Annotated in this window: 25 protein-coding genes; 14 read left to right on the top strand and 11 right to left on the bottom strand. The window is 66.7% G+C overall.

The features are described 5' to 3' along the window. Window positions 1–144: 144 nt before the first annotated feature. Entirely contained in the window at window positions 145–852 is a 708-nt protein-coding gene (locus PQB87_RS22900) for an MgtC/SapB family protein (protein WP_021162348.1), read from the top strand. Between the two features lie 50 nt (window positions 853–902). On the opposite strand, the gene PQB87_RS22895 is transcribed toward PQB87_RS22900, so the two are convergent. Beyond that, window positions 903–1,622, bottom strand: a complete 720-nt coding sequence (locus PQB87_RS22895) for an autoinducer binding domain-containing protein (protein WP_021162347.1) — start codon at window positions 1,620–1,622, stop codon at window positions 903–905. A gap of 73 nt (window positions 1,623–1,695) precedes the next feature. Between PQB87_RS22895 and PQB87_RS22890 the strand changes: the two genes are divergently transcribed. The 4 genes from PQB87_RS22890 to PQB87_RS22875 all read left to right on the top strand — a co-directional run bounded on the left by PQB87_RS22890 (window position 1,696) and on the right by PQB87_RS22875 (window position 4,418). Beyond that, the gene (locus PQB87_RS22890) at window positions 1,696–2,139 is read left to right on the top strand and encodes a DUF4902 domain-containing protein (RefSeq protein ID WP_059522383.1); all 444 of its coding nucleotides are present in this window, start codon (window positions 1,696–1,698) and stop codon (window positions 2,137–2,139) included. Between the two features lie 210 nt (window positions 2,140–2,349). Beyond that, a complete protein-coding gene (locus tag PQB87_RS22885; RefSeq protein WP_042976961.1) occupies window positions 2,350–2,958 on the top strand; it encodes an acyl-homoserine-lactone synthase in 609 nt (202 codons plus the stop codon). 51 nt (window positions 2,959–3,009) lie between these two features. Beyond that, window positions 3,010–3,774 (top strand): hypothetical protein, encoded by a 765-nt coding sequence (locus PQB87_RS22880; protein WP_063806853.1) that lies wholly within the window; start codon window positions 3,010–3,012, stop codon window positions 3,772–3,774. A gap of 257 nt (window positions 3,775–4,031) precedes the next feature. Continuing rightward, a complete protein-coding gene (locus PQB87_RS22875) occupies window positions 4,032–4,418 on the top strand; it encodes a VOC family protein (RefSeq protein WP_021162343.1) in 387 nt (128 codons plus the stop codon). Here the strand turns inward: PQB87_RS22875 and PQB87_RS22870 are convergent. Both PQB87_RS22870 and ribA read right to left on the bottom strand, forming a co-directional pair. Next, complete coding sequence (locus tag PQB87_RS22870) at window positions 4,382–5,005, bottom strand: GNAT family N-acetyltransferase (protein ID WP_489243918.1); 624 nt, start codon at window positions 5,003–5,005, stop codon at window positions 4,382–4,384. The genes PQB87_RS22875 and PQB87_RS22870 overlap by 37 nt on opposite strands. A gap of 151 nt (window positions 5,006–5,156) precedes the next feature. Continuing rightward, entirely contained in the window at window positions 5,157–5,807 is a 651-nt protein-coding gene (ribA, locus tag PQB87_RS22865; protein WP_059484771.1) for a GTP cyclohydrolase II, read from the bottom strand. Between the two features lie 177 nt (window positions 5,808–5,984). Between ribA and PQB87_RS22860 the strand changes: the two genes are divergently transcribed. After that, complete coding sequence (locus tag PQB87_RS22860) at window positions 5,985–6,446, top strand: CBS domain-containing protein (protein ID WP_021162297.1); 462 nt, start codon at window positions 5,985–5,987, stop codon at window positions 6,444–6,446. Window positions 6,447–6,600: 154 nt separating this feature from the next. On the opposite strand, the gene PQB87_RS22855 is transcribed toward PQB87_RS22860, so the two are convergent. Next, entirely contained in the window at window positions 6,601–6,930 is a 330-nt protein-coding gene (locus PQB87_RS22855; protein ID WP_027789405.1) for a DUF4148 domain-containing protein, read from the bottom strand. 512 nt (window positions 6,931–7,442) lie between these two features. Here PQB87_RS22855 and PQB87_RS22850 point away from each other — a divergent pair. Further along, window positions 7,443–7,841: a GreA/GreB family elongation factor gene (locus tag PQB87_RS22850; protein WP_021162294.1), complete on the top strand. Its 399-nt coding sequence runs from the start codon at window positions 7,443–7,445 to the stop codon at window positions 7,839–7,841. A 175-nt stretch (window positions 7,842–8,016) separates the two neighbouring features. On the opposite strand, the gene PQB87_RS22845 is transcribed toward PQB87_RS22850, so the two are convergent. Further along, window positions 8,017–9,102 carry a porin gene (locus tag PQB87_RS22845; RefSeq protein ID WP_059686014.1) on the bottom strand — a complete coding sequence of 362 codons (1,086 nt, stop codon included), beginning with the start codon at window positions 9,100–9,102 and terminating at the stop codon, window positions 8,017–8,019. Window positions 9,103–9,714: 612 nt separating this feature from the next. On the opposite strand from PQB87_RS22845, the gene PQB87_RS22840 reads away from it, so the two are divergent. Continuing rightward, window positions 9,715–10,098, top strand: coding sequence for a YXWGXW repeat-containing protein (locus PQB87_RS22840; protein ID WP_059652797.1), 384 nt, complete (start codon window positions 9,715–9,717; stop codon window positions 10,096–10,098). Window positions 10,099–10,586: 488 nt separating this feature from the next. Here PQB87_RS22840 and PQB87_RS22835 read toward each other — a convergent pair whose 3' ends face one another. After that, window positions 10,587–10,973 (bottom strand): winged helix-turn-helix transcriptional regulator, encoded by a 387-nt coding sequence (locus PQB87_RS22835; protein ID WP_059652799.1) that lies wholly within the window; start codon window positions 10,971–10,973, stop codon window positions 10,587–10,589. A gap of 321 nt (window positions 10,974–11,294) precedes the next feature. Here PQB87_RS22835 and PQB87_RS22830 point away from each other — a divergent pair, with 321 nt between their 5' ends. From PQB87_RS22830 to PQB87_RS22820, 3 genes are all read left to right on the top strand, one after another. Next, the gene (locus PQB87_RS22830) at window positions 11,295–11,771 is read left to right on the top strand and encodes a nuclear transport factor 2 family protein (RefSeq protein ID WP_111942909.1); all 477 of its coding nucleotides are present in this window, start codon (window positions 11,295–11,297) and stop codon (window positions 11,769–11,771) included. Between the two features lie 234 nt (window positions 11,772–12,005). Further along, entirely contained in the window at window positions 12,006–12,821 is an 816-nt protein-coding gene (locus tag PQB87_RS22825) for a helix-turn-helix transcriptional regulator (protein ID WP_489243914.1), read from the top strand. A gap of 472 nt (window positions 12,822–13,293) precedes the next feature. Beyond that, window positions 13,294–14,919 (top strand): amidohydrolase, encoded by a 1,626-nt coding sequence (locus tag PQB87_RS22820; RefSeq protein WP_489243913.1) that lies wholly within the window; start codon window positions 13,294–13,296, stop codon window positions 14,917–14,919. 19 nt (window positions 14,920–14,938) lie between these two features. Here PQB87_RS22820 and PQB87_RS22815 read toward each other — a convergent pair whose 3' ends face one another. Next, complete coding sequence (locus tag PQB87_RS22815) at window positions 14,939–15,550, bottom strand: cysteine hydrolase family protein (RefSeq protein WP_489243912.1); 612 nt, start codon at window positions 15,548–15,550, stop codon at window positions 14,939–14,941. 173 nt (window positions 15,551–15,723) lie between these two features. After that, a complete protein-coding gene (locus PQB87_RS22810) occupies window positions 15,724–16,974 on the bottom strand; it encodes an MFS transporter (RefSeq protein ID WP_489243911.1) in 1,251 nt (416 codons plus the stop codon). Between the two features lie 306 nt (window positions 16,975–17,280). Here PQB87_RS22810 and PQB87_RS22805 point away from each other — a divergent pair, with 306 nt between their 5' ends. Next, window positions 17,281–17,817, top strand: a complete 537-nt coding sequence (locus PQB87_RS22805) for a VOC family protein (RefSeq protein ID WP_489243909.1) — start codon at window positions 17,281–17,283, stop codon at window positions 17,815–17,817. A gap of 40 nt (window positions 17,818–17,857) precedes the next feature. Continuing rightward, a complete protein-coding gene (locus PQB87_RS22800; RefSeq protein ID WP_027789415.1) occupies window positions 17,858–18,613 on the top strand; it encodes a glucose 1-dehydrogenase in 756 nt (251 codons plus the stop codon). A gap of 176 nt (window positions 18,614–18,789) precedes the next feature. Here PQB87_RS22800 and PQB87_RS22795 read toward each other — a convergent pair whose 3' ends face one another. Together PQB87_RS22795 and PQB87_RS22790 are read right to left on the bottom strand one after the other, a co-directional pair. After that, complete coding sequence (locus tag PQB87_RS22795) at window positions 18,790–20,307, bottom strand: purine-cytosine permease family protein (protein ID WP_226127152.1); 1,518 nt, start codon at window positions 20,305–20,307, stop codon at window positions 18,790–18,792. A 202-nt stretch (window positions 20,308–20,509) separates the two neighbouring features. Beyond that, window positions 20,510–21,157 carry a glutathione S-transferase family protein gene (locus PQB87_RS22790; RefSeq protein ID WP_021162279.1) on the bottom strand — a complete coding sequence of 216 codons (648 nt, stop codon included), beginning with the start codon at window positions 21,155–21,157 and terminating at the stop codon, window positions 20,510–20,512. A gap of 104 nt (window positions 21,158–21,261) precedes the next feature. On the opposite strand from PQB87_RS22790, the gene PQB87_RS22785 reads away from it, so the two are divergent. Next, entirely contained in the window at window positions 21,262–22,371 is a 1,110-nt protein-coding gene (locus PQB87_RS22785; protein ID WP_489243907.1) for a transketolase-like TK C-terminal-containing protein, read from the top strand. 18 nt (window positions 22,372–22,389) lie between these two features. On the opposite strand, the gene PQB87_RS22780 is transcribed toward PQB87_RS22785, so the two are convergent. Further along, a complete protein-coding gene (locus PQB87_RS22780) occupies window positions 22,390–22,845 on the bottom strand; it encodes a MarR family winged helix-turn-helix transcriptional regulator (protein WP_027789419.1) in 456 nt (151 codons plus the stop codon). Between the last annotated feature and the right edge of the window lie 116 nt (window positions 22,846–22,961).

Here is a 22,961-nt window from a genome sequence, read left to right as displayed (position 1 = left end):
CGCGAGCCGCACGCCTACCGTTTCACACTGAATGACGCATTCGCGCGGTACAGTACCGCGCGATGACGGCTATCGTCGTGTCGCCTTCGGCCTTGCGCCGCAGCGGCGCGGGACGGCACGCGCTTCTTGCACGGCAGGACAACCATGACTTTCGATTTCGCACTCCGCCTTTTCACCGCGTTCGCCTGCGGCGTCGCCATCGGCCTCGAGCGCCAGATGCGCCAGCGCACGGCCGGCCTGCGCACGATCACGCTCGTCGCGAGCGGCGCGTGCCTGTTCGTCACGCTCGGCGTGCTGACCGGCAACGGCGTCGCGGGCGTCACGCAGATCGCCGCATACGTCGTGTCGGGCGTCGGCTTTCTCGGCGGCGGCGTAATCATGCGCGACAAGGGCTCGATCCAGGGCATCAACACGGCCGCGACCCTGTGGTGCTCGGCCGCCGTCGGCGTACTGGCCGGCTCCGGTCATTACGTGCCCGCGCTTGCCGGCACGGGCGTCGTACTCCTCACCAACACGGTGCTGCGCGGCGTCAGCCAGGCGATCAACGCAACCCCGGTGTCGAACGCCGATCTCGTGCGCGAATACCAGATCACCGTGATCTGCCTGACGGCCGACGAAGTGCACATCCGCACGCTGCTGTCGAACTCGATGTATGCAAAGCCGCTGTCGTTCCAGAGCCTCACGAGCGAGGACGTGCCCGACCAGCCGGACCGGCTGAAGGTGACCGCGACACTGAAGCTGCATCCGAAGGATCAGCAGAAGCTCGAGCAGATCGCGAGCCGGATGAGCATGGAGAAAAGCATTTCCAGCGTGAGCTGGACCGCGAAGGAAGCGGAGCCGATGATGGAGTGAGCGGCCTGGCGGCAGCGGCATTTCGCGCTGCCGCCCGCCCTCGTTCGAGGTCAGGGCGCCTCGATCAGCCCGGCCGAGATTGCCTTGACGACCGCCTGGACCTTGTTCGTCGCACCCAGTTTCTCGAGGATGTTGTTGACATGGAAGTTGACCGTTCGCTCCGAGATGCTGAGGATCTGGCCGATTTCGCACGCGGTCTTGCCCTCGGCCGTCCAGCACAGCACCTCGCGCTCGCGCGCGGTCAGCGTGACGCCCGCCGCCGGCGACAGCTTCGGCACCATGAAACGGCTCATCAGCGAATGCGACAGGTTCGCGAGCCAGTTCGTCTGGAGCGTCAGCATGTTGATTTCGGCCGGCGTCAGGCGGTCCGCATGGCGTGCGATGCTCAGCAGGCCGAATGCGCCGCGGGCCGCCCAGCTCGATTGCGCGACGCCCACCGACAGCCCGAAATCACGCGCGTCCTGCCACAGCGGGCACGGTGCGATCTGGTCGACGTCCGGCCAGACGATCATGTTGGTGCTGAGCGCGCCGTCGCGAACCGTCGAATCGATCTCGATGTAGTTGTGCGCCTGATAGTGCGCCATCCAGCCGTCGGGATAGGTATCGAAGATGGCTACCGACGGCTTCGATACCGGCAGCGGCACGCGAATGCCATAACAGCAGTATTCGAATCCCAGCCGTTTGGAATAGGCGGCGATCCGCTGGAAGAGCTGCTGCTCGTCTTCCGCGGCACTGAATTGTTGATAGGCATCCTGCCAGCGCAGTTCCATTCATTCTCCGACAACGTCACGCTGTCATACTTGTCAGGTTCCAGCACCCGTTCGACGCTGATACATTCCGCGCATGACTTCACCTTTGCTGCACCCGGTCCCCGGCCCGTCCCCGGACGGCTACGTACGCCTGTCAGAAAGCGCACTGGCCGTGCTTGCGCTCGACCATGTCGCAAGCGGCCTCGACGCATCGCTGCGTGCGGAACTGCGCGACAGCGCAATCGACGCACGCCTCGCCGGTTATACCGAATGGCATCGCCCGGCCAGTGCCGGCGTCGCTTACGTGACGGTCGGCTGGGACTGGTACCTCGAACGCGCGACGGGCACGTTCGTGATCGCGGGCGGCGACGTCCGCAGCAACGTGATGGCCGTCGACGCCACGGGTGCCGACATCGGCATGCTCCGCACGGCCGCCGCGCTTGCCGCGCGGCTCGCGTGCATCGACTGGCCCGCAGCGGTCGCGTCGGCCCTGCTCGGGCACAACGACGCCTATCATGCCGGTCCGACGCTCCAGTGACAACTGGCCCCGCATTCCTCTGACAATTTACGCAGTGCTGGCGCTCTTTATAAGCAAAAGCGGCACGGTTTTCAATCCCGTTGATCAAGAAACCGTTACCACGTCCTGATCGGCGTCATTCCACCGTCACCCTGTAAGAGTTACCAGTTACAGCCCCCTCGTGCGGCGCGATGTAATGCGCACATACAAAAGCACAGATCCGAGGACACCATGCGGACCTTCGTTCACGAGGAAGGGCGGTTGCCACACGAACTTGCAGCGGATCTCGGGCGCTATCGGCGCCGTGTGTTCGTCGAACAGCTCGGATGGGCGCTCCCGTCGGCGAACGAAAGCTTCGAGCGCGACCAGTTCGATCGCGACGATACCGTCTACGTGTTTGCGCGAAACGCCAGCGGCGACATGTGCGGATGTGCACGCCTGCTGCCGACCACGCGCCCGTATCTGCTGAAGTCGCTGTTCGCCGACCTGATCGCCGAAGACATGCCGCTGCCGCAATCGGCCGCTGTCTGGGAGCTGTCCCGGTTCGCGGCGACCGACGACGAAGGCGGGCCGGGCAACGCCGAATGGGCCGTGCGCCCGATGCTCGCGGCCGTCGTCGAGTGCGCGGCGCAGCTCGGCGCGCGACAGCTGATCGGCGTGACGTTCGCGAGCATGGAGCGGCTGTTCCGCCGGATCGGCATACACGCGCACCGCGCAGGCCCGCCGAAGCAGGTGGATGGGCGTCTGGTGGTCGCGTGCTGGATCGACATCGATCCGCAAACGTTTGCCGCACTAGGAATCGAGCCGGGGCAGGCCGCCCGGCAAGCCATCGCCGCCTGACCCGGAACGCGCGTTCCTGTCCGGGCGGCATCGTAACGAAGGAGAATCAACGTGGACCAGTCTCAGGTCTTTCGCGCGATGATGCCCGGGTTGACGAGCGCCGGCGGCGCCCGCATTACGGTCGCCTACCCGTCGTTTCCACGGCCGCTGCCGCTCGTGCGGCTCGACCGTCGCGGCCTCGTGTTCCGTGCCGCCGGCGCGGCGCCGCTGGTCTGCGGGCTGCCGCGTGCGGCGACGTTGCTGGTCGCGGACGAGCCGCTCTGCTCGCTGCGCCTCGTGATCCGCGACATCGCCCCGGCCGGCGAAGGCCGGCATGACCTGACGATGCAGCCGTCCGGCGCCGCCGGTGACGAATTGCTGTGGCATGCGCTGCGCGATCGCGAGCCCTACCGCCGGCTTCAGCATCCGCTCGCCCCTGTCGACACGTCCATCGCCACCGACGGCGAGCCGCACGCACCGGCCGGTGAAGCCGGGCCGCGTCCGTCGCGCAGCGCGGCCTTCCGGCTGCCATGCCACAGCGACGCGCTGTTCTTTGCCGACTGGCTCGAATATCACTTCGACGAATTGCGCGCGCTGTCGCAACAGCACGGGCCGCAACTGCAGCTCAACCAGCTCGAGCGACAGGTCGCCGACGACGAGGTCGGCGTGCGCTTCGTCTACGACATCGACGGGCATGCGACACGCCACGCGCTGACCGACTGCGCACGCGAGGCCTGTGCATGGATCGAGACGGAGATGCGCGACAAATTCGCGTTGCCGGTCGCACAGGAACGATTCAGCGCGTTTGCGGCGCACGCGCGGGCCGGCGGTATGTGAACGCGGCGCAACAGGAAGTTGTATCGATACAACTAGGGCTTGCCATGCCTCGGGTTTTCCCTTAAATTCACGTCTGTCTCCTCCATGTCTCCAAACATGGATTCAGCCCGCTCAATGTAGCGGGCTTTTTCTTGCCTGCTCGAATTGCGGGGCCATACCACCGCCCTCCTTCATTGATTGCCTGCCCGGGCATTCCGGCGCGCCACAATCCGGATCGATTATCATCGGCGGGTCTGCCACGCTCCCCCGAGGCCATCTTGCACGCCCACCTGCGCATTGCCCGCCCGGTCAGCAACCTCGCCCGAACCGAGCGCATGTATCGCGACGCTCTCGACCTGTCCGTTCTCGCACGCTTTGAGGATCACGACGGCTTTTCCGGCGTGATGCTCGGACGCGACGGCCTCGACTATCACTTCGAATTCACGCACTGCCCCGACCATCCGATCGCGCCGTCGCCGACGCCGGAAGACCTGATCGTGTTCTACCTGCCCGATCGGCCGGAATGGGAAGCCGCCTGCGCGCGCGCCACGGCGCACGGCTTCATGCCCGTGACGTCGTTCAACCCGTACTGGGAAATATCCGGCCAGACCTTCGAGGATGCCGACGGCTACCGGATCGTGCTGCAAAACGGTACGTGGCGTTGACGGGTGAATCCGCGTGAGTCGTTACGCCCGGCCAGGCCGGCGGCGCGCGCGGCATACACGACGTGCCGACGCAGCGCGTGCCCTTCCGGCAACGCGGGATGGTCGAAATCGCGCGCGGGCTGACGCTGCATGTCGAGCCGCTGCATCACGTGCTGCGATCGTAGATTGGTGTCGGCGGTCCACGCGAGAATCTCGCCGAGCCCGATCCGCTCGAACCCGTCGGCCAACGCGGCAGCAGCCGCTTCGGCGACGTAGCCATGCCCCCATGCGTGGCGAGCCTGCCGCCACATGATCTCGACGCACGGCGCCATCGGGTGCGTTGCGCGCACCTCGCGCGACAGGCCGCACACCCCGACCAACATCCCGTCGGCGCGGCGCTCGACCACCCACGGACCGAAACCGTACGCATCGAAATGCGCGTCGAAGCGCGCGATGACGTCGCTCGCCTCGCCAACGGACATCGGGCCGCGCGCGAGCCACGCGGTCACGTCCGGATCCGCATGCAGCACCGACAGCGCGCCCGCATCCACCGGCTGCCAGCGACGCAGCGTCAGACGCGCGGTTTCGATTTTCGACGGTGTGGACATGGGGAACAGGATCGTTCAGGCGGCGTGACACGAGTGTCGTCACCAACCCGAAGGCAGGGCGGACGAAGGGGGGAATCGTGATCGTCGCGTCCGCCGGCGACGATCACGGGAACAGATGACGAGAAACGGGCGCCGGCAGCGCCCGCGGGGATTACTCGTTCTCTTCGAAGTAATGCCCGAACTTCGTCTGCTTCGTGCGGATATAACGCTCGTTTTCCTCGCGCACGGGCACCGCAAGCGCCACGCGTTCGCAGACGGGAATGCCGTGCTTCGCGAGCGTGTCGAACTTCGCCGGGTTGTTGCTCATCAGCCGCACCGACGTCACGCCGAGGATCCGGAGGATCGCGGCGGCCGAGTCGTATTCGCGGGCGTCGTCGGGCAGGCCAAGGTCGAGGTTCGCCTCGACGGTGTCGCGCCCCTGCTCCTGCAGCGCGTAAGCGCGAATCTTGTTGCTCAGGCCGATCCCGCGCCCTTCATGCCCGCGCAGATACAGCAGCACGCCGCGGTCTTCGGCCGCGATGTAGCGCAATGCGAGATCGAGTTGCTCGCCGCAGTCGCAGCGGTACGAGCCGAACACGTCGCCGGTCAGGCATTCGGAATGCAGCCGCGTCAGCACGGACTGCTCGCCGGCGACGTCGCCCATCACGAGCGCGAGATGTTCGGCATCGCTGCCCGATACGCGGAAAGCGTACGACTTGAACGTACCGTAGCGTGTGGGCAGCGACGCGGTGGCGACGAGCGTCACGCACTCGTCGGCCTGGCCATTGCCCGGCGTGGGCGATTGTGGACGCGAAGACATCATGAATTCAATCGAAACGTTCAGGAATGTAGGAGTTGTGTGGATAGTGCGTGACGGGAGTTTACCGCTAATCTGGAATCGTCACGCGACTGCCGCCACCTGCGCGGCTATACTGGGCTCATCGGGTGACACGCATCACGCCCTGCCTGCCCAGCATCGACCTGCACACGGAGAAAGCGAATGAGCACGACTGTCGCGCAGATTCTCAAGGCCAAGCCGGATTCGGGCCGCACCATCTATACCGTCACGAAGACCGATCTCGTCTACGACGCCATCAAGCTGATGGCGGAAAAGGGCATCGGCGCGCTGCTGGTCGTGGACGGCGACGACATAGCAGGCATCGTCACCGAGCGCGATTACGCGCGCAAGGTCGTCCTGCAGGATCGCTCGTCGAAAGCCACCCGCGTCGAGGAAATCATGACGGCGAAGGTGCGCTACGTCGAACCGTCGCAATCCACCGACGAGTGCATGGCGCTGATGACCGAACACCGGATGCGCCACCTGCCCGTCCTCGACGGCGGCAAGCTGGTCGGCCTCATCTCGATCGGCGACCTCGTCAAGAGCGTGATTGCCGATCAGCAGTTCACGATCAGCCAGCTCGAACACTATATCCACGGCACGCCTGCGGTTACGTCCGCCTGACCCGCCCCAGCAAAAAAGGCCCAAACGCGTGAGCGTCTGGGCGGAAAGCCGCCGGAATGCGGCGACGGAGGTTCTGCTCCTGCGGGCGAATGACGCGCGCAACTGGCGCGCGTCTCGTCGATTAAGCGGTGCGCTCGGGCAGACCCGGCGGTATTCAGTTCCCGAAGTAGACCGAGTTCACGGGGTTCGGTGCTTCACGCGTCATGCGGCGGCCGGCTTGCCCGGCACCCGTTGCCACGGCACCGTAGCCGCTCGTATCGGCTTGCGCGAGCATCGGCTGGTTCGGTTGAATGCGTTGTTCGGCGGCCTGGATGTTGTCCGGATACTGCGAATCGCTCGCCAGCGGCTTGTAGCCGTTCTGTTCGAGTTGCACGAGTTCGGCCTTGACCTGGTCGCGGGTCAAACCCTGCTCGGACTGTGCGAACGATGCGATCGGGGCGGCAAGGACGGATGCGGCGATGGCTGCGTAGATGATCGACTTCATGATTTACCTCCGGAATATGTTCTCTTATGACGTCGCCTCGGCAGGACTGTCTGAAGCGATTGAATGCAGTGTAGTTCTCGTATCTCCAAGGGGAAACCCTTAGTTTGAACATACAGCGTTGCGATTTCGACAAAAATAGCCGACATTTTTCGGGCGATATCGCGACAACTTGCTTCAGCAGCACAACAATCGCTGACGAACTGCCGACGGCCAGATCACATATTCCGAAGGTTGTGTTGTAGAATCGTAAGGTTTTATTCGCCAGTCGATATTCCATCCACCATGTACGCGTTCACGCCTCTTTCGGTTTCGCCGTCCGGCCCGGCCGGCGTGCGCGCGCGCGCCGGCCATCCGGCGCATCCCCTCGCTCGACGCACGGCCCAAGCGCCGCTCGCCCCTGCCCGGCGCCTGATCTGACGGCTCGGCCTCCTCCCGGAGCCAGGTCAGACAGGCTCCGGGCGATCCTCATAGGCACGCCACGCCTGCCCCTGCCGATCATTTGGAGAACAGCCATGAAACAACGCCTTTACCAGTTGACCGAACTCGACGTTGCTCGCCTCGAGAAGCACGCCGAACACAACCCGCGCTTCCAGACGATGCTCGATACGCTGCTCGAGCGCGCCGACATCGTCCAGCCCGATGCCATCAAGGCGAACGTCGTCACGATGAATTCGCAAATCACGCTGCTTGACGAAGCGTCCCAGGAACAGGCCACCTGGACGATTGTTTATCCGGATGCCGCCAATCTCGAACTGGGCCGCCTGAACGTCTTCTCGCCCGTCGGTATGGCACTGCTGGGCACCCAACGCGGCCAGATGGTCAAGGTGATGCAGCCGAGCGGCGCCGAAAAGCTGATGAAGGTCGCCGCGATCGTGTTCCAGCCGGAAGCCAACGGCGAATACACGCGCTGAGCCGTCTGCGGCGGGTATTGCCCCGCAACGGCGCACAACGAGAAAAGCGAGGCATGGGCCTCGCTTTTTTGCATCCGGAGGATGCGAATCGCCGATGTCTCGTTCCACAGACGAAAAAAAGGCGCCCGAAGGCGCCTTTTTCGATGCTGCGAAGCGGGTTACCCCGCCGTCACGCTTAGAAGCGGTGACGCAGACCAACCGTTGCTGCGGTTTGGTTGATCGACGAGCTCGAAGCCGTCGAGTTGTCGCCGTTGTAGATGCCCGTGCCGACGATGTTGTTGCCCTTCGCGCCACGCTGGTACACAGCTTGTGCGTAGACGTCGGTGCGCTTCGACAGAGCGTAGTCAGCTTGAACGCCGAACTGGTTCCAGTGCGAGCTGCCGTTGTTGACCTTCGCGTTCGTGTACGTGTAAGCAGCACCCAGGCCGAGAGCCGGCGTCAGGTTGTACTTTGCGTTGACTTCGTAGTTGTCAGCGCGCAGCGTGCCAACACCGTTAGCCTGGTTGTCGATACGCGATTGCGTCCATGCAGCACCGACTTGTGCCGGGCCGAATGCGTAGCCAGCAGCAGCGCCGTACGTACGGACACGGCCTTGTGCGTTGATCGACGATGCGCCGCTCGTGTTCGTACCGTCACCCAGGTTCGCTTGCGAGTAAGCTGCTGCCAGCTTCAGGCCTTGGAACTGGTATGCAGCACCCGCGCTGTATGCACGGTTGTTGCCGAAGTTCGTGTTGTTCGAGAACGAGTACGTGCCGCCGAATTGCAGGCCAGCGTAGTTAGCGCTCGTGTACTTGATCGAGTTGTTCAGCGCGACGTCACCGTTCGTGCTCAGACGATCGTTGTTGATCGGGTGCGCGAAGTACGTGCCGCCCCACGAGCCCGTTGCCGTCAGCGGCGCCAGGTAATCTTGCGTTGCGTCGTATTGCTTACCCAGCGTAACCGTGCCGTACTGGCTCGACAGGCCAACGAAAGCCTGGCGGTTGAACATGCCGCCGTTGTTGCCCAGCTTGCCGTTACCGATGTTGAAGCCGCTTTCCAACGTGAAGATTGCCTTCAGGCCGCCACCGAGGTCTTCCGAACCACGCAGACCGAAACGGCTTTGGTCAACGCCCGAGCCCATCGACCACAGCGACTTGCCGCCGACGTTGCTTTGGTAGGTGATGCCTGCGTCCAGCACGCCGTACAGCGTGACGCTGCTTTGCGCGTGAGCGACGGTTGCGAACGATGCTGCAGCTGCTGCAACGATCAGAGTCTTGTTCATTCGTGGAGCTCCCTTCTAAAAAGAGGCAGGTCTCGCGACCTTGTTCATAAACGGTCTGCAACCGCCCGGGAGCGCCATCGATCCTGCTGGCCACGCCCGGATAGTTGCCCGTTTGGGAACCGTGAGTTTAGGGGTGTACCCTAGGGGAGCGATCCGCAAATAAAGAAATAAGCTTTTCCAGAACTAGAAATAATGAAAGTAGGGACGAGTTATAAGTATTTGTTTTGACGTTTGTTTTTGACTTCTTGACGGGGGCTTTTTGGAGGCTTCCATCGCACCATTCTTTCATGTCATCGTCTTGACGGTTGCATAGAAACAACAAACGGATTCGGCGCGACACCCCAGAATCGGCAAATTTTACCCGATTCGATCTCGAATTTCGGGCTCCGAGCGCCTAAAACACATCCGTCAGCCGGTAAACAGGACGCGACGTTCGTGCAGCGCGGGCAACATCCACCGTCAGCCGCAGAAAAACAGGGAGACCGGCCTCCGCCCGCTGGCGGCTCGCCCGCCCGCCGTGACACACGGTAACAGCCTTGACCGCACGCGTAACCCGCCCGGCGGACTGGCCGGCTAATGTAAGGCAGCCTCGAATACTGAACAGGACACGCCATGAATCGACGCTCCTTGTTGCGCGCCATCGGATTGACCGCCGCCTTCGTCGGCACCGGCGGCTGGCTCCGTGCCGCTTCGGCCCAGCCCGTGCCGCCCCCACCGCCCGGATATCGGCCGCCCGGCCCGAACCGCGTGCCCGGCAGGCCGCCCTATGCGGACCGCCCGGGCTTCGCGCCGCCGGCCGCGAGACACGATCGCCGCCCGCCGCCGCCGCGGCCGCACGGCTATATATGGACGGACGGTTACTGGCGCTGGCAGCGAGGCCGCTATATATGGGTGCCGGGCCGCTGGGTCGCACGGCGCCCCGGGCGTCGATGGGTGCCCGGCTACTGGCGCCGCCAGGGACAGGTGTGGATCTACGTCGACGGCACGTGGCGATAGGCAGGCGCGCGGCACCCCGAACTCGGCCGATGGCAGCCCCGGAACCAGGCGGCGCGACGAACCCGCGCCTTTCAGCCTCGACATCATGATGCCTGGCAGGCGCCCCCGCGCGCCCAGCCCCACCTCGCCGCCACGCATGCGCCCAGGCGTCCATCGGATCAGGCACCCTCGGCCACCGATATGCCCGCCGGTCTGCGGTGCGCCGTCCCGGTTCGGCCAGCCCCTGCCGCACCTCTCACGCGCCGTGCAGCGAAAGACCGCCATTGCAGTCGCCCCGGCGCGCACCCCGCAAGCGATGCACCGCCAGTGCATTCCCGCATTCGGGACGAACGGAGCACATTGAAACATCGGCGATGCCTGCCCCCCGTCGATATCATTCGGATAACGAAATCACGTGCGGCACCGCACGTGCAGTCACGGCATGCCTCGTCGCATCGCCCTCGATCCGCAGCACACCGTCCATCGACAAAACAGCGTGTACGCCCTGCTCAGCGCCCGCCGCCGTCCAGCTCCCGTGCACGGCGCCGCGCGGCGCAGATCGCGTGATGATGTTCGTCCGCCCACCGGATCATCGCCTGCATCGGCGTCAGGAACGAACGCCCGAGGTCGGTCAGCGCATATTCGACGCGCGGCGGCACTTCGGCGAACAGCGTGCGACTGACGAAGCCGTCCTGTTCGAGCCGCTTGAGCGTGCGTGACAGCATCTGCTTCGACACATCGCCGATCGTGCGAGCGAGTTCGTTGAAACGCATCGTCCCGCCGGACAGCGCTTCGAGCACGAGCAGGCTCCACTGGTCGCCGATGCGATCGAGCACATCACGGATCGGGCAGGGCTGATCGAGTTCGACGGTTTCGTCGGCGGGCGGGAACGGCATGACGGGATTCTCTTTCAAGGGCAACGCATGGTCAGCGCGGCGTGACCTGTTCACACCGCGCTGACTTCTTGTGACGGGTTCGCGGCAACTGTACCATTCGAGCGGCCCGGCAGCCGCGCGGATTCGCCAGTTCAACGAAGCATGACGACGACGCGCTGAGTCCGTATCTCGACGATACGAACCGGGCGGCGAATCCCGCGCGTCGACAGCGCACCTGCATCCGCAACCCTGCCCCGTCGTCCGTCGATCGTCATGGCCGGCTCGACCCGCCGTCGCGCATCGCGCGCCAACCCACGCTTCGTCAGACAAGGAACCCGCTACATGTCATCGCTCCGCTCCCCCGTTCGCACCGTTGCCGCGCTCGTCCTGCTGGCCGCGTCGACGGCCGCGCTGGCCGCCGGCCCGGCCACGCGCAACCTGGCCGCCGAGGAAGCCAACCGCCAGCTCGTGCTGACGTTCTACGACCGCTTCTTCAACAAGCACGAAGCGGTCGAGGCCGCCGCCGTCGTCGCGGACGACTACAAGCAGCACAACCCGCACGTACCGGACGGCAAGAAGCCGTTCGTGTCGTACTTCGTCGGCGCCTTCCAGAAGAACCCGGCGTCGCGCGCGCGCATCGTGCGCAGCGCAACCGACGGCGACCTCGTCTACCTGCACGTGCACGCGACCGAGCGTCCGGGCGACCGCGGCGAAGCCGTCGTCGACATCTTCCGCGTGAAGAACGGCAAGATCGTCGAACACTGGGACGTGATCCAGCCGGTACCCGAAACGTCCGCGAACGCGAACACGATGTTCTGACGCGCGGGGCCGCCACGCGGTGCGCAACGATGCGCGCCGCCCGTCGACGGACGATCGGCCGCCCGCCGGGCAAGCGCGAATGCCTCGCGGCGGCGAAGTCCCCTACAATCGAGCCTCGCCGCCGCGCCGGCCTCCGTCCCGCATGACCGCACCGCCGGCCGCCTCGCCGCCGGCTCGCCGTCGCACGCGAAACACGGCCGGCACGGGCGGCCGTTCGCGAAGACGGTGTCAACGATGAGCCCCGCCCATATTTCCCTCAGCAATGCCGGCGACCTGGTCGCCAGCCTCGGCAGTCCGCAGTTTCCCGCCCGGCTTTGGGCATGGCTGCGCGAAACCGTCGATCCGCAGTCCCATTACAGCGTCGCAACGCGCTACCGGCGTGACGCGCCGTCGCATTCGGTCGACAGCGTCGACGTGCTGTTCTTCGCCGGCGGCGACGATCCCGACGGCACGCGCCACGCACTCGATCTGTATACACAGGGCGACTGGCGCAACGACACGCTGCTCCCGCATATCGAGCGCGCTACCGATTCGCAGCTCGTGTTCTCGTGCAACGAGGACGTCGACACGGCAACCGAATACGGCCGCCAGTTCGCGCTCGGCGAACTCGGCGAAGACTGCACGCTGCTCGGCAGCGAGCGCGACTATGTCTATGCGTTCTCGCTGTTCCGCCGGCGCGGCCAGCCGTCCTATACGCTGGCCGAACTGGCGCTGCTGCGGCAGCTCGGCGATTTCGTGCTGCCGCTGCTGATCCAGCACGCGCGGCTCGCCCGCCTGACGCCCCGCTCGGACGACGGCGCGCTGCTGCAGCGGTTCGAACAGCGCCTGTCGGCCAGCGGCGCAGCGCTGTCGCAGCGTGAACGGCTCGTGTGCCGCGCGGTGCTGCAAGGCCGGGCCGTCCCCCAGATCGCCGACACGCTCGCGCTCAAACCGAGCAGCGTGCGCACCTATCTCGGGCGCGCGCTCGCGAAACTCGGCGTGGCGAACCGGGCCGGGCTGTTCGCGTGGTGCGTGACCGAGGAAGAACCGCCGGAAGACCGCGGGCGCTAGACGACGACTCCGCATCTCGGGCGCCCCCGCCGCCTTTGTCGCCTTTGTCGCCTTTGTCGCCTTTGTCGCCTTTGTCGCCCCCGCCGCCCTCGCCGCCTTTGTCGCAGGTTGTCCTAAAAACGATGACAGACAGCCAGCCGCCCCGCTCCTAGTATCTGACTCACCCGACGACGGGAACGCGTCGGATGCCACGGAGACACCGAATGCCGAATACCGGATGGACGCCGGCCCGCACGGCCGCGCGCGCGTCGCCCATCGATCTGCCGCTTCAGGCCCGGCGGCGGGATCGGCATGACGCCCCGGCGGCGGCCGGCCTTCACCGCGACGCATCGCGGCGCCTGCCGCGCAGCACCGGCACATAGCCGCCCCCCACCCCATTCCAACCCGACCGGGTTCACGCGACCGGACGAGCCCCTCGGCCCGCCCGCCGGAGACGTGCGCCCGTCGAACAGCCCCCATCCGGAGGAGACACATGCAATACGCCGACACCGCCTACCTGAACGGCCTGCTTTACACCGGCGACGCGCAGCGCCGCTTCGCGCAGGCGCTCGCCACCCGGGACGGCAAGATCGTCGCGGTCGGCCGCGACGACGATATCCGTCCGCTCATCGGCCCCGCGACGCGCACCGTCGATCTGGCCGGCAGGCTGATGCTGCCGGGCCTCATCGACGGCCACGTGCACCCGCTCGAAGGCCACCAGATCCTCGGCGACTTCGACCTGTCCGGCATCAACGATCCCGATACGATCCTGCAGCGCATCCGCGCCTGCGCCGACGCGACGCCGAACGAGCCGTGGGTCTATCTCGGCGGCGCCAACCTGGCCGCATTCGGCGCGTATCCGACCCGCGAACTGCTCGACCGGATCGTGCCCGACCGGCCGCTGCTCGTGGTCGGCTTCGACGTGCACAGCGGCTGCTTCAACACGAAGGGCCTCGAAGCGGCCGGCATCCACGCCGACACGCCCGACCCGGCCGGCGGCGTTTACGAGCGCGATGCGTCCGGCGCACCGAACGGTGTCGTGCACGAAGCGGCGTTCTATCGCGTCTGCCCGCTCATTCCGCAACTGAGCCCGGCCGGCTACCCGAAGTCGCTCGCGAAAGCGCACGCGATGGCGCACGGCTACGGCATCACCGGCTGGTTCGACGCACGCGTCGAGGAGGCCGAACTCAAGGCGTATGCCGACGCGCAGCGCGCGGGCACGCTGAAGGTCTACATGAGCGCGGGCCTCTATGCGAACCCGCGCCGCGATCCGCGCGAGCAGGTCGAGCGCTTCGCCGCATGGCGTCGCGCATACGAATGCGACAACCTGCGCCTGCATACGGTGAAGATCTTCGTCGACGGCGTGCCCGAATCGAAAACCGCCGCGCTGCTCGAGCCGTACGCCGGCACCGACGACTGCGGCCTCGCGCTGTGGAGCCAGGACGCGCTGAACGAGATCTGCCTGCTCGCCGATTCCGCCGGCTTCGACCTGCACTTCCACACGCTCGCCGACCGCGCGGTGCGCATGACGCTCGACGCGCTCGAATATGTCCGGATCCGCAACGGTATGCGCGACCGCCGCGCGCAGCTCGCGCACCTGCAGCTCGTCGATCCGGCCGACATGAGCCGCTTCAACCGGCTCGGCGCAATCGCCAGCGTGCAGACGCTGTGGACGGCCGCGCGCGAAGAGCAGCAGCAGCTCTATCGCGACCTGCTCGGCGCCGAACGCACCGCGCGCAACTATCCGTTCCGCAGCCTGCGCAACGCCGGCGCGATGCTCGCGGCCGGCTCCGACTGGTCGGTCAGCACGATGGACCCGATGCAGATCATCCAGACGGGCGTCACGCACCTGCTGATCGACCAGCCCGACAGCCCGCCGTGGAATCCGCACGAACGCCTCGACCTGCTCACGATGCTCGAGGCCTATACGGTGAACACCGCGTATGCGCTGCGCTTCGACGACTGCACGGGTTCGCTCGAGGCGGGCAAGGACGCGAGCTTCGCGATCCTCGATCGCAATCCGTTCGCCCATCCCGTCGAGACGTTCGCGCAAACCCGCGTGATCGAGACGTGCTTCCGCGGCGAAGTCGTGTACGCCGCGCCGGGCTGGGCCGACTGAAGCACGAACCCGGCGGCCGTCAGGCGACGCCGAGCGCCAGCACCTGCTCGGTCGTCAGCACGTCGCCGAACGTGTCCGACAGCGCAGCCAGCGTCGCGCGATGGAGGTCGCGGTGCGATACCGTGCCGCCCTCCGCGATGTCGAGGTCGCGCGTCGCGCAGGCGTCGTCGACGACGATCACCGCGTAGCCGAGCGGCACCGCATCGCGTGCCGCGCCGGCCACGCAGGCATGCGTCATCAGGCCCGTGACGATCAGCGTGTCGATACCGGCCGCCTTCAGGCGTGCATCGATGTCCGTCGTCGGGAACACGCTCACCGAGGTTTTCTTCACGACCGCGTGATGCGGTGCCGGCTGCAGGCTCGCATGAAAGCGGAAGCCGTCGCTGCCGTCCGCGAAGATCGGGCTGTCGGTCGAATCGACGTGCTGGACGTGAAACACCGGAATGCCCGCGCGATCGGCGAACGCGATCACGCGCTGCGCATTGCCCAGCGCGCGCGGTCCCTCGGGAATCGGCAGCCGGCCGCTGAAATATTCGTTCTGGAAATCGATCACCAGCAGCGCGGTGCGGGCGGCGGCGATCGACGTCGGCGCGGTCGCGCCTGCCAGGGTACGGATGGTCGGATGTTGCATGGGTCGCTCTCTCGGTTGGCGTATCGAAGGAACGGCGCACCGGACCAGCCGGCGTCGCCGCACGCGGCCCGGACGTTCCCCGGCCGCGAGGCGCCAGTGTCGGGCCGCGCGGCCGGGCGCGACAGCCGCGCGCGGGACAACGTCCGACAGGATCGGGCCAACGTGCCTGCCGCCTACGACAACGCGGCCGTTCGCGCACCCGGCTGCGTGCGGCCGTACGCGACCATCATCGCGAAGCTGAGCAGGAAGCCCGCGCCGCCGATCAGCAGCAGGCCAATCTCGCCGAACACCGGCAGCAGGTTCGTGAGCGCCCCCGTGACGACCCACGCGACGGCCATCACCGAGCCCGCGACGCCGAGTGCCCAGCCTTGCCGGTCCTCGCTGACCGCGTCGGAGAACGCCGTGTACATCGTCGTATAAGCGACCATGTCGAAGCAGCCGACCACCATCGCGAGCGCCCACAGCACCGGCTCGTGCGGAAACAGCGCGGACAGGACCTGGCCGACGCCCGCGACGAGGAGGCCCGTCTTCGCGATGTCGACCACGTGCCATACGCGCAGCATCAGCCGCACGACGAACAGCAGGCCGAACACGAAGCAGAGGCCGATCACGCCGCTGAACAGCCCGAGCCGCGCGCTCGTGTAGCCGAATTTCGCCTGCAGCAGCAGCATGATGGTCTGCAGGTAGAGCCCGTAGCCGACCTGCATCAGGAAGAACACCACCGACAGGAACGCGACGTTACGCTGGCGCGCGGCCTCTCCGATGATGCGCAGCGGCAGCAGCGGATCGATACGCGTGTCGCCGCGCGGCACGGCCGAGTCGCGATACGACGCCCAGGTCCAGAACGCGCCGATTAGCGACAACCCGGCGACGAGCACGAACGGCGTGCCGTAGTCGAACAGCGGCGAAATCGTGCGGTCGGACGTGACGCCGCCGAGCACCGGGCCGACGATCACGCCTGCGCTGAACGCGAGCGACATGATGCTCATGTTGTACGCCTTGTTTTCCGGCGTGCTCAGGTCGGTGATGGCCGCCTGCGCGATGCCCTGGCAGCCGGCCATCAGCCCGGTGAGCCCGCGGCCGGTCAACAGCAGCGCGACGCTCGCATGCCACGCACCGGCCGCCATCATCGCGTAGCCGGCCGCGAGGCCGGTCACGCACAGCAGCAGGATCTTGCGGCGGCCGTAGCGATCGGACAGTTCGCCCATCAGCGACGAGCCGAAGAACATGCACAACGGATAGATCCCGTAGCCGAGACCGAGGTAGAAATTGCGCGCGTGCGCGCCGGCGTCGGCCGGCAGGATGCCCGCGTGCGGATCGCTGAAGATCGCGGACATCATCGGATAGACGAGCCCGAATCCCATCGCGTCGAGCGCGATCGCGAGCAGACAGGGGCCGAGCAACTTGTAATCGAGCCGGGACATGGCGACCTTCCGGACAGAGTGGATGATCGCCCAAGCGTAACGACCGGACGGCGGCCGCGGTAGGCCGCCGCCCGCGATGCTGACCATCGGCGGAACCGGCACCCTGCCTGCCTCCCGCGCCGATGGGCCGCCAGCGTTGGCGCGGAGCGGCGGGCAGCGGCCGCTACCTGGCGCTCGACGCACCGGCATCGTCGCGACGACCCGCGCCCACTCATCCGTTTGGATGGCACGCCGTGCGCGCTTTGTTGCGATCATGACCGCCATTCAATGCGCGGCACGCACACGGGCGTCCGCCACGGAGACGCCATGAACGACCCAGTCCTCGGCCCCATCGACCAGATCGGCTACGTGGTCGCCGATCTCGACCGCAGCATCGCGCGCTGGCGCGAACGCCACGACATCGCCCCGTGGACCGTATTCCGCAACGTGCGCCTCGACGGCCATCATCTCGGCGAGCCGGTGTCGGTCACGATGGACGTCGGGCTCGCCTATCGCGGCAATCTGCAGATCGAACTGATTCACGTGACGAACGACACGTCGTCGCCGTACCGCGATGTGCACGGGCAACCGCTCGTCGGGCTGCATCACGTCGCGTGGGTCGTCGACGATCTCGATGCGGCGATCGCACGGTTCACCGCACGCGGCTTGCGCGTCGTGTTCGAAGCAGGCAACCCGGCCACGCGCGTCGCGTATCTCGACGACCCCGACGACCCCGGCGTGCGCGTCGAATTCATCGAGGGCGCCGGCATGCGCGACATGATCGCGCGCGGCATCGCCGAATCACACACCCGGGACGGCACCGATCCGGTTCGCATCATCGACGCGACAGCCGCCCCCACATGAGCGGACCCGCGCCCCCCTACACTCAACAGGAGCAAGCAGCATGAAACGACTCGAAGGCAAGGTGGCGCTGATCACGGGTGCTGCCCGCGGCCAGGGCGAAGCGGAAGCGCGCCGGTTCGTCGCCGAAGGCGCACGCGTGGTGATCGCCGACGTGCTGGACGACGCCGGCCGGCGCGTCGCGGCCGAACTCGGCGACGCCGCCCGATTCCAGCATCTCGACGTGACGAGCGAGGCCGGCTGGCAGGCTGCCGTCGATGCAACGCTCGCGCATTTCGGCCGGCTCGACATCCTCGTGAACAACGCGGCCATCCTGAAGCTCGTGCCGATCGAAGCGTGTTCGCTCGACGACTATCGCAAGGTGATCGACGTGAACCAGGTCGGCTGCTGGCTCGGCATGAAATCGGCCGTGGCCGCGCTGAAGGAAGCCGGTGGCGGCTCGATCGTCAACGTGTCGTCGACGGCCGGGATGGAAGGCGTCGCGGGCGGCAGCGCGTACGTGTCCAGCAAGTTCGCGGTACGCGGAATGACGAAGGCCGCCGCGCTCGAATTCGGCCGCTACGGCATTCGCGTGAACTCGGTGCACCCGGGAGGCATCGATACCGTGATGGCGCGCCCGCCCGAGTTCGCGGATTTCGATCCGTCGTCGATCTACAGCGGCCTGCCGATCGCGCGCATCGGCAAGCCCGAGGAAGTCGCCAGCCTCGTGCTGTTCCTCGCGTCCGACGAATCCGCGTACTGCACGGGGTCGGAATTCATCGTCGACGGCGGGATGCTCGCGGGCAGCACGTTCCACTGACGCGCATCGAAGCCGGCGCGCGCCTGCCAGCCCGGCAGGCGTTTTCGTTCGCGGCGGCGGCAGGTGGAAGTTACGGCCGCCTCCTGTCGCGATCACACGCCCGGAAACGACGATGCCGCCGGCGGCTCTCCCGCGCGGCGGCGTCGTCATCTGCGCAGCGACGCACCACGCGCCGCTCAATATCCCTTCGGCTGGATCGCCGGCGCGCCGTTGCCGCGCGCCGCCTGCGTGCCGCCGCGCACGAAGCGGCGCCCGTGCGGGCCGTACACGCCGTCCGGTTCCGGGTACAGCGTCAGCAGCACGAAATACAACATCCCGCCCATCACCAGCGACACCGGCACGCTCAGGTCGAGCCCGCCCGCGAGGTTGCCGAGCGGCCCGACGAACTGGCCCGGCAGGTTCACGAACGACAGCCCGACGAACGCGGCCGGCAGCCATGCGCCCATCGCGCGCACGTTCCAGCCGTGCGTGAACCAGTAATGGCCGCCGTGCAGCCCGCGGTTGAACACCTGCAGGTCGTCGGCGAGATAGTGGCCGCGCCGCGTCACGTAGCCGATCACCATGATCGCCATCCACGGGCAACTGAAGGTATCGATCAGCGTCGAGAACGTCGCGACGCTTTCGACGAGGTTGAACCAGAAGCGGCCGACGAAGATGAACGCGATCGCGATCGTGCCGATCAGCAGCGTCGCACGCACGCGATTCAGGAGGCGCGGGAACATGCTCGACACGTCCAGGCCGGTACCGTACAGCGCGGTCGTGCCGGTCGACATCCCGCCGATGATCGCGATCAGGCACATCGGCAGCAGGAACCAGCGCGGCGAGATCGCGAGCAGGCCGCCGACGTAGTCGTTCGACGCAATGAATGCAGGTGCCTTCGCCGCGATGATCGTCGCGGTCGCGAGGCCGAAGAAGAACGGCACGAAGGTCGCGATCTGCGCGGCGAACACGGCGCCCATCACACGATGCTTCGGCGTGTGCTGCGGGATGTAGCGGGCCCAGTCGCCGAGCGTCGACGCAAACGACACCGGGTTGCTCAGCGCAACCAGCACCGCGCCGACGAACGCGGCCCAGAAGCCCGCGCTGCCCTGCTGCACCGTGCCCGCGTAGTTCATGTCGAACAGGCCGGCGAACGCGAACAGGCCCGCGACGAACAGCACGCTCGCGGCCCACACGGCAATCTTGTTGACCCACAGCATGAAGCGGAAGCCGTAGATGCAGACGATCAGCACGAGCACCGCGAACACCATGTACGCCGCACCGAGCGTGAAGCCGTTGACCGGCACGCCGACCATGTTGTGCGCGCCGCCGACGAGCGCGTCGCCCGAGCTCCACACCGCGAGCGAGAAGAACGCGATCGACGTGAGCAGCGCGAGGAACGAGCCGACGATCCGGCCGTGGATGCCGAAATGCGCGCCGGACGACACGGGGTCGCTGGTGCCGTTGCGCGGGCCGAACAGGCTCATCGGCGCGAGGATGCAGGTGCCCGCGAGCACGCCGAGCACGATCGCGCAGACACCCGCCTTGAACGACAGCCCGACCAGCACGGGAAAGCTGCCGAGCACCGATGTGGAAAACGTATTGCAGCCGCCGAACAGCAACCTGAACAGATCGATCGGCCGTGCATAGCGCGATGCATCGGGAATGCGCTCGAAACCGAACGATTCGACCTGCGTAATCCTGCCTTCACTCATTTGTCTCCAGCTCCTCTTGTGCATCTGTACGGCCCAGGACTGCGGCGATACGACACATCGTCATCGATTCGCGGCCACTCTAAACCGGATCGCGCGGCGCAAATATCACGCATTCGAGACGTTTACGACGAAGGAGAACAATGTTTCCCCGCAGACCGGCGGCTGGCGCCCGCGCCATCCGTTCAGCGTGGGCGATGCGACGTCAGTTCGCGCGCGCTGCCGCCGGTGCGCGGCATGCGACCAGGCCCCGCTGAACGGCTTGCCGCGCCTCGATATCGGCGAGCCAGCGCTCGACGTGCGGGTAGCCGGCAAGGTCGAGATCGAGCTCGGCCGCCGCGCGCAGCCACGGGAACGCGGCGATGTCGGCGATCGAGTACCGCGACGAAGCGAGATACGCCGATTCCGCCAATCGGCCGTTCACGACGCCATAGAGGCGCCGCGCTTCGTTCCGGTAGCGCTCGATCGCTTGCGCATTGACCGTCTTCGATGCATGCAGGAACCACCAGAGCTGGCCGAGCATCGGCCCGATCCCGCCGATCTGGAAGTGCAGCCATTGCTGCACCGCCGTGCGCTCGGCCAGCGTTTCGGGATGCAGAAAGCGCGTCTTCGCAGCGAGATAGCTGAGGATCGCACCGGATTCGAACACGGTCAGCCCGGTGTCGTGGTCGACGATGGCCGGGATCTTGCCGTTCGGGTTGATCGCGAGATACGCCGGGCTGCGCTGCTCGCCGGCGGACAGGTTCACGTGCACGCGCTCGTGCGCGAGCCCGGCCTCCTCCAGGTAGATCGCGATCTTGTGCCCGTTCGGCGTGTCGGCCGTATAGAACGTGAGGGAATGCGTCGAAGTCATGTCGGTCCTTGTCTTCCGGTTGTCGTTGCAACTACAATCGTTGCAATTGCAATCATATGCCGGAACCGACGCCCCGGCGACATGCCAATACCAGAAGGAGGGACATGCAGACTGCGCGATCTGGTCCGCCCGTGCGGACGCCCGACACCCGCCGCGCCGCGGTGGCCTGCCTCGAAAGGCTGCTGACGCAGCGGCTCGCGCCGCGTGGCCGTGCGGTGTCGCCGCTCGGCGCGATGCGCGCGGCCGCCGATTGCCTCGAACGCGATGCGGCGACATCGGAACACGTCTGGATCGTGCGAGCCGACACGCGTGCGCCGTTTGCAGACGCGGGGGCGCATCGCCGCATCAGCGCCTGGCCGCTGCGGTTTCTCGATGCGCGCAAGCGGTTCGAGCGGCCGCTGCTGTACCTGCTGCATGCACGTGCGACCGACCGGCTGCGGCTGGCGTCGATCGAAACCGTCGACCGCGGGATCTTCGTGAACGATGCCGAAACGCTCGCGTCGTCCTGGCCGAAAGGCGTGACGCCCGACGTCCCGCACTGGCTGGCCGCGAACCCCGCGTGCACGCCATACGATCCGGCCTCGGGGCATGAGGCGATCGCGATCCTGCGCCACGCGCTGCGAACGCTTTATGTCGCCGGCCAGCCGGGGTTCTGCTACCTCGCGAGCCACGACGACCCCGTGCCCGATGCGAAACCGCTGTCGGCCACCGCGGCCCGCGATGCGTTCAGCGGCATGGTGCGGGCCGGCCGGCCGGCGGCGGCCGCCCGGATCCGGCTGTGCGGCGCGGGCAGCACGCTGGCACAGGTGCAGGAGGCGGCCGATCTGCTGCGCGACGAATGGCGCGTCGATTCGACGATCTGGAGTTGCCCGAGCTACACGCAGCTCGCCCGCGACGGTCACGCGGCCGACCGGTGGAACCTGCTGCACCCGCACGACGAGCCGCAGGTCGCGCATGTGCGCCGATGCATCGGCGACAGCCGCACGCCGGTGCTCGCCGTGACGGGCTATGCGCGGCACGTCGCCGCGCAGATCGGCGCGTTCGTCCCGGCCCGCTTCGCGGCGCTCGGTGCGGACTCGGCGGGCCCGGACGCCGGCGCACGCGCGCCGAATGCGCGCTGGATCGCCGCGGTCGCGCTTCGCCTGCTGGCCGACGACGGCCGCGTGCCTGCCGACTGGGCCGTGCAGGCGATGCGCCGCCACGCGAGCGGCTGACGCGCCGGCGGGCCGCCGCTACTTCGCGTCGGCTGCCGCCTCGCGCGCCGCGGCGGTCGCACGATCGAGCGCGGCGGCCATCGCCGCCTGCTCCTTGCCGCCGAACTGATCGAGGAAGAGTTCCGCGACCGTCGACTGGTACACCTTCCACATCTTCTTGCGCAGCGTGCGCCCCTTGTCGGTGATGCTCGCGTACGCGGCGCGGCCGTCGTCCGCCGAACGGGCGCGCGTGACGAGCCCTTCCTGTTCGAGCCGGTCGACCAGCCGCGTGAGGTTGTAACGCTCGATCGCAAGCACGTCGGCCAGCTCGTGCATCCGGCGCGTGCCGTCAGGCCCGCTCTCGAGCCCCCACAACGCGTCGTACCACGCATACGCCGGCAGGCCGGCAGCCGCGAGGCGGCGCTCGATTTCGCGAATCATCGTCCGGTGCGCGCGGACGAACGAGAACCACAGATCGGGTTCGGGTGCGCTCATGTCAGGTCGTTCCTCTCATTGAATTGCAGTTGCAATTAAATTTTACCTCGATAACAATTGCCGCCATACGATTGCAATTGCAATTATCTGCCCGCCGATCGACGGGCGTCCCGTCG

The organism is Burkholderia sp. KL41 (assembly GCF_057005415.2).
The sequence above is the reverse complement of the archived record's forward strand: the minus strand, read 5'-3'. Positions and strand labels throughout refer to the sequence as shown.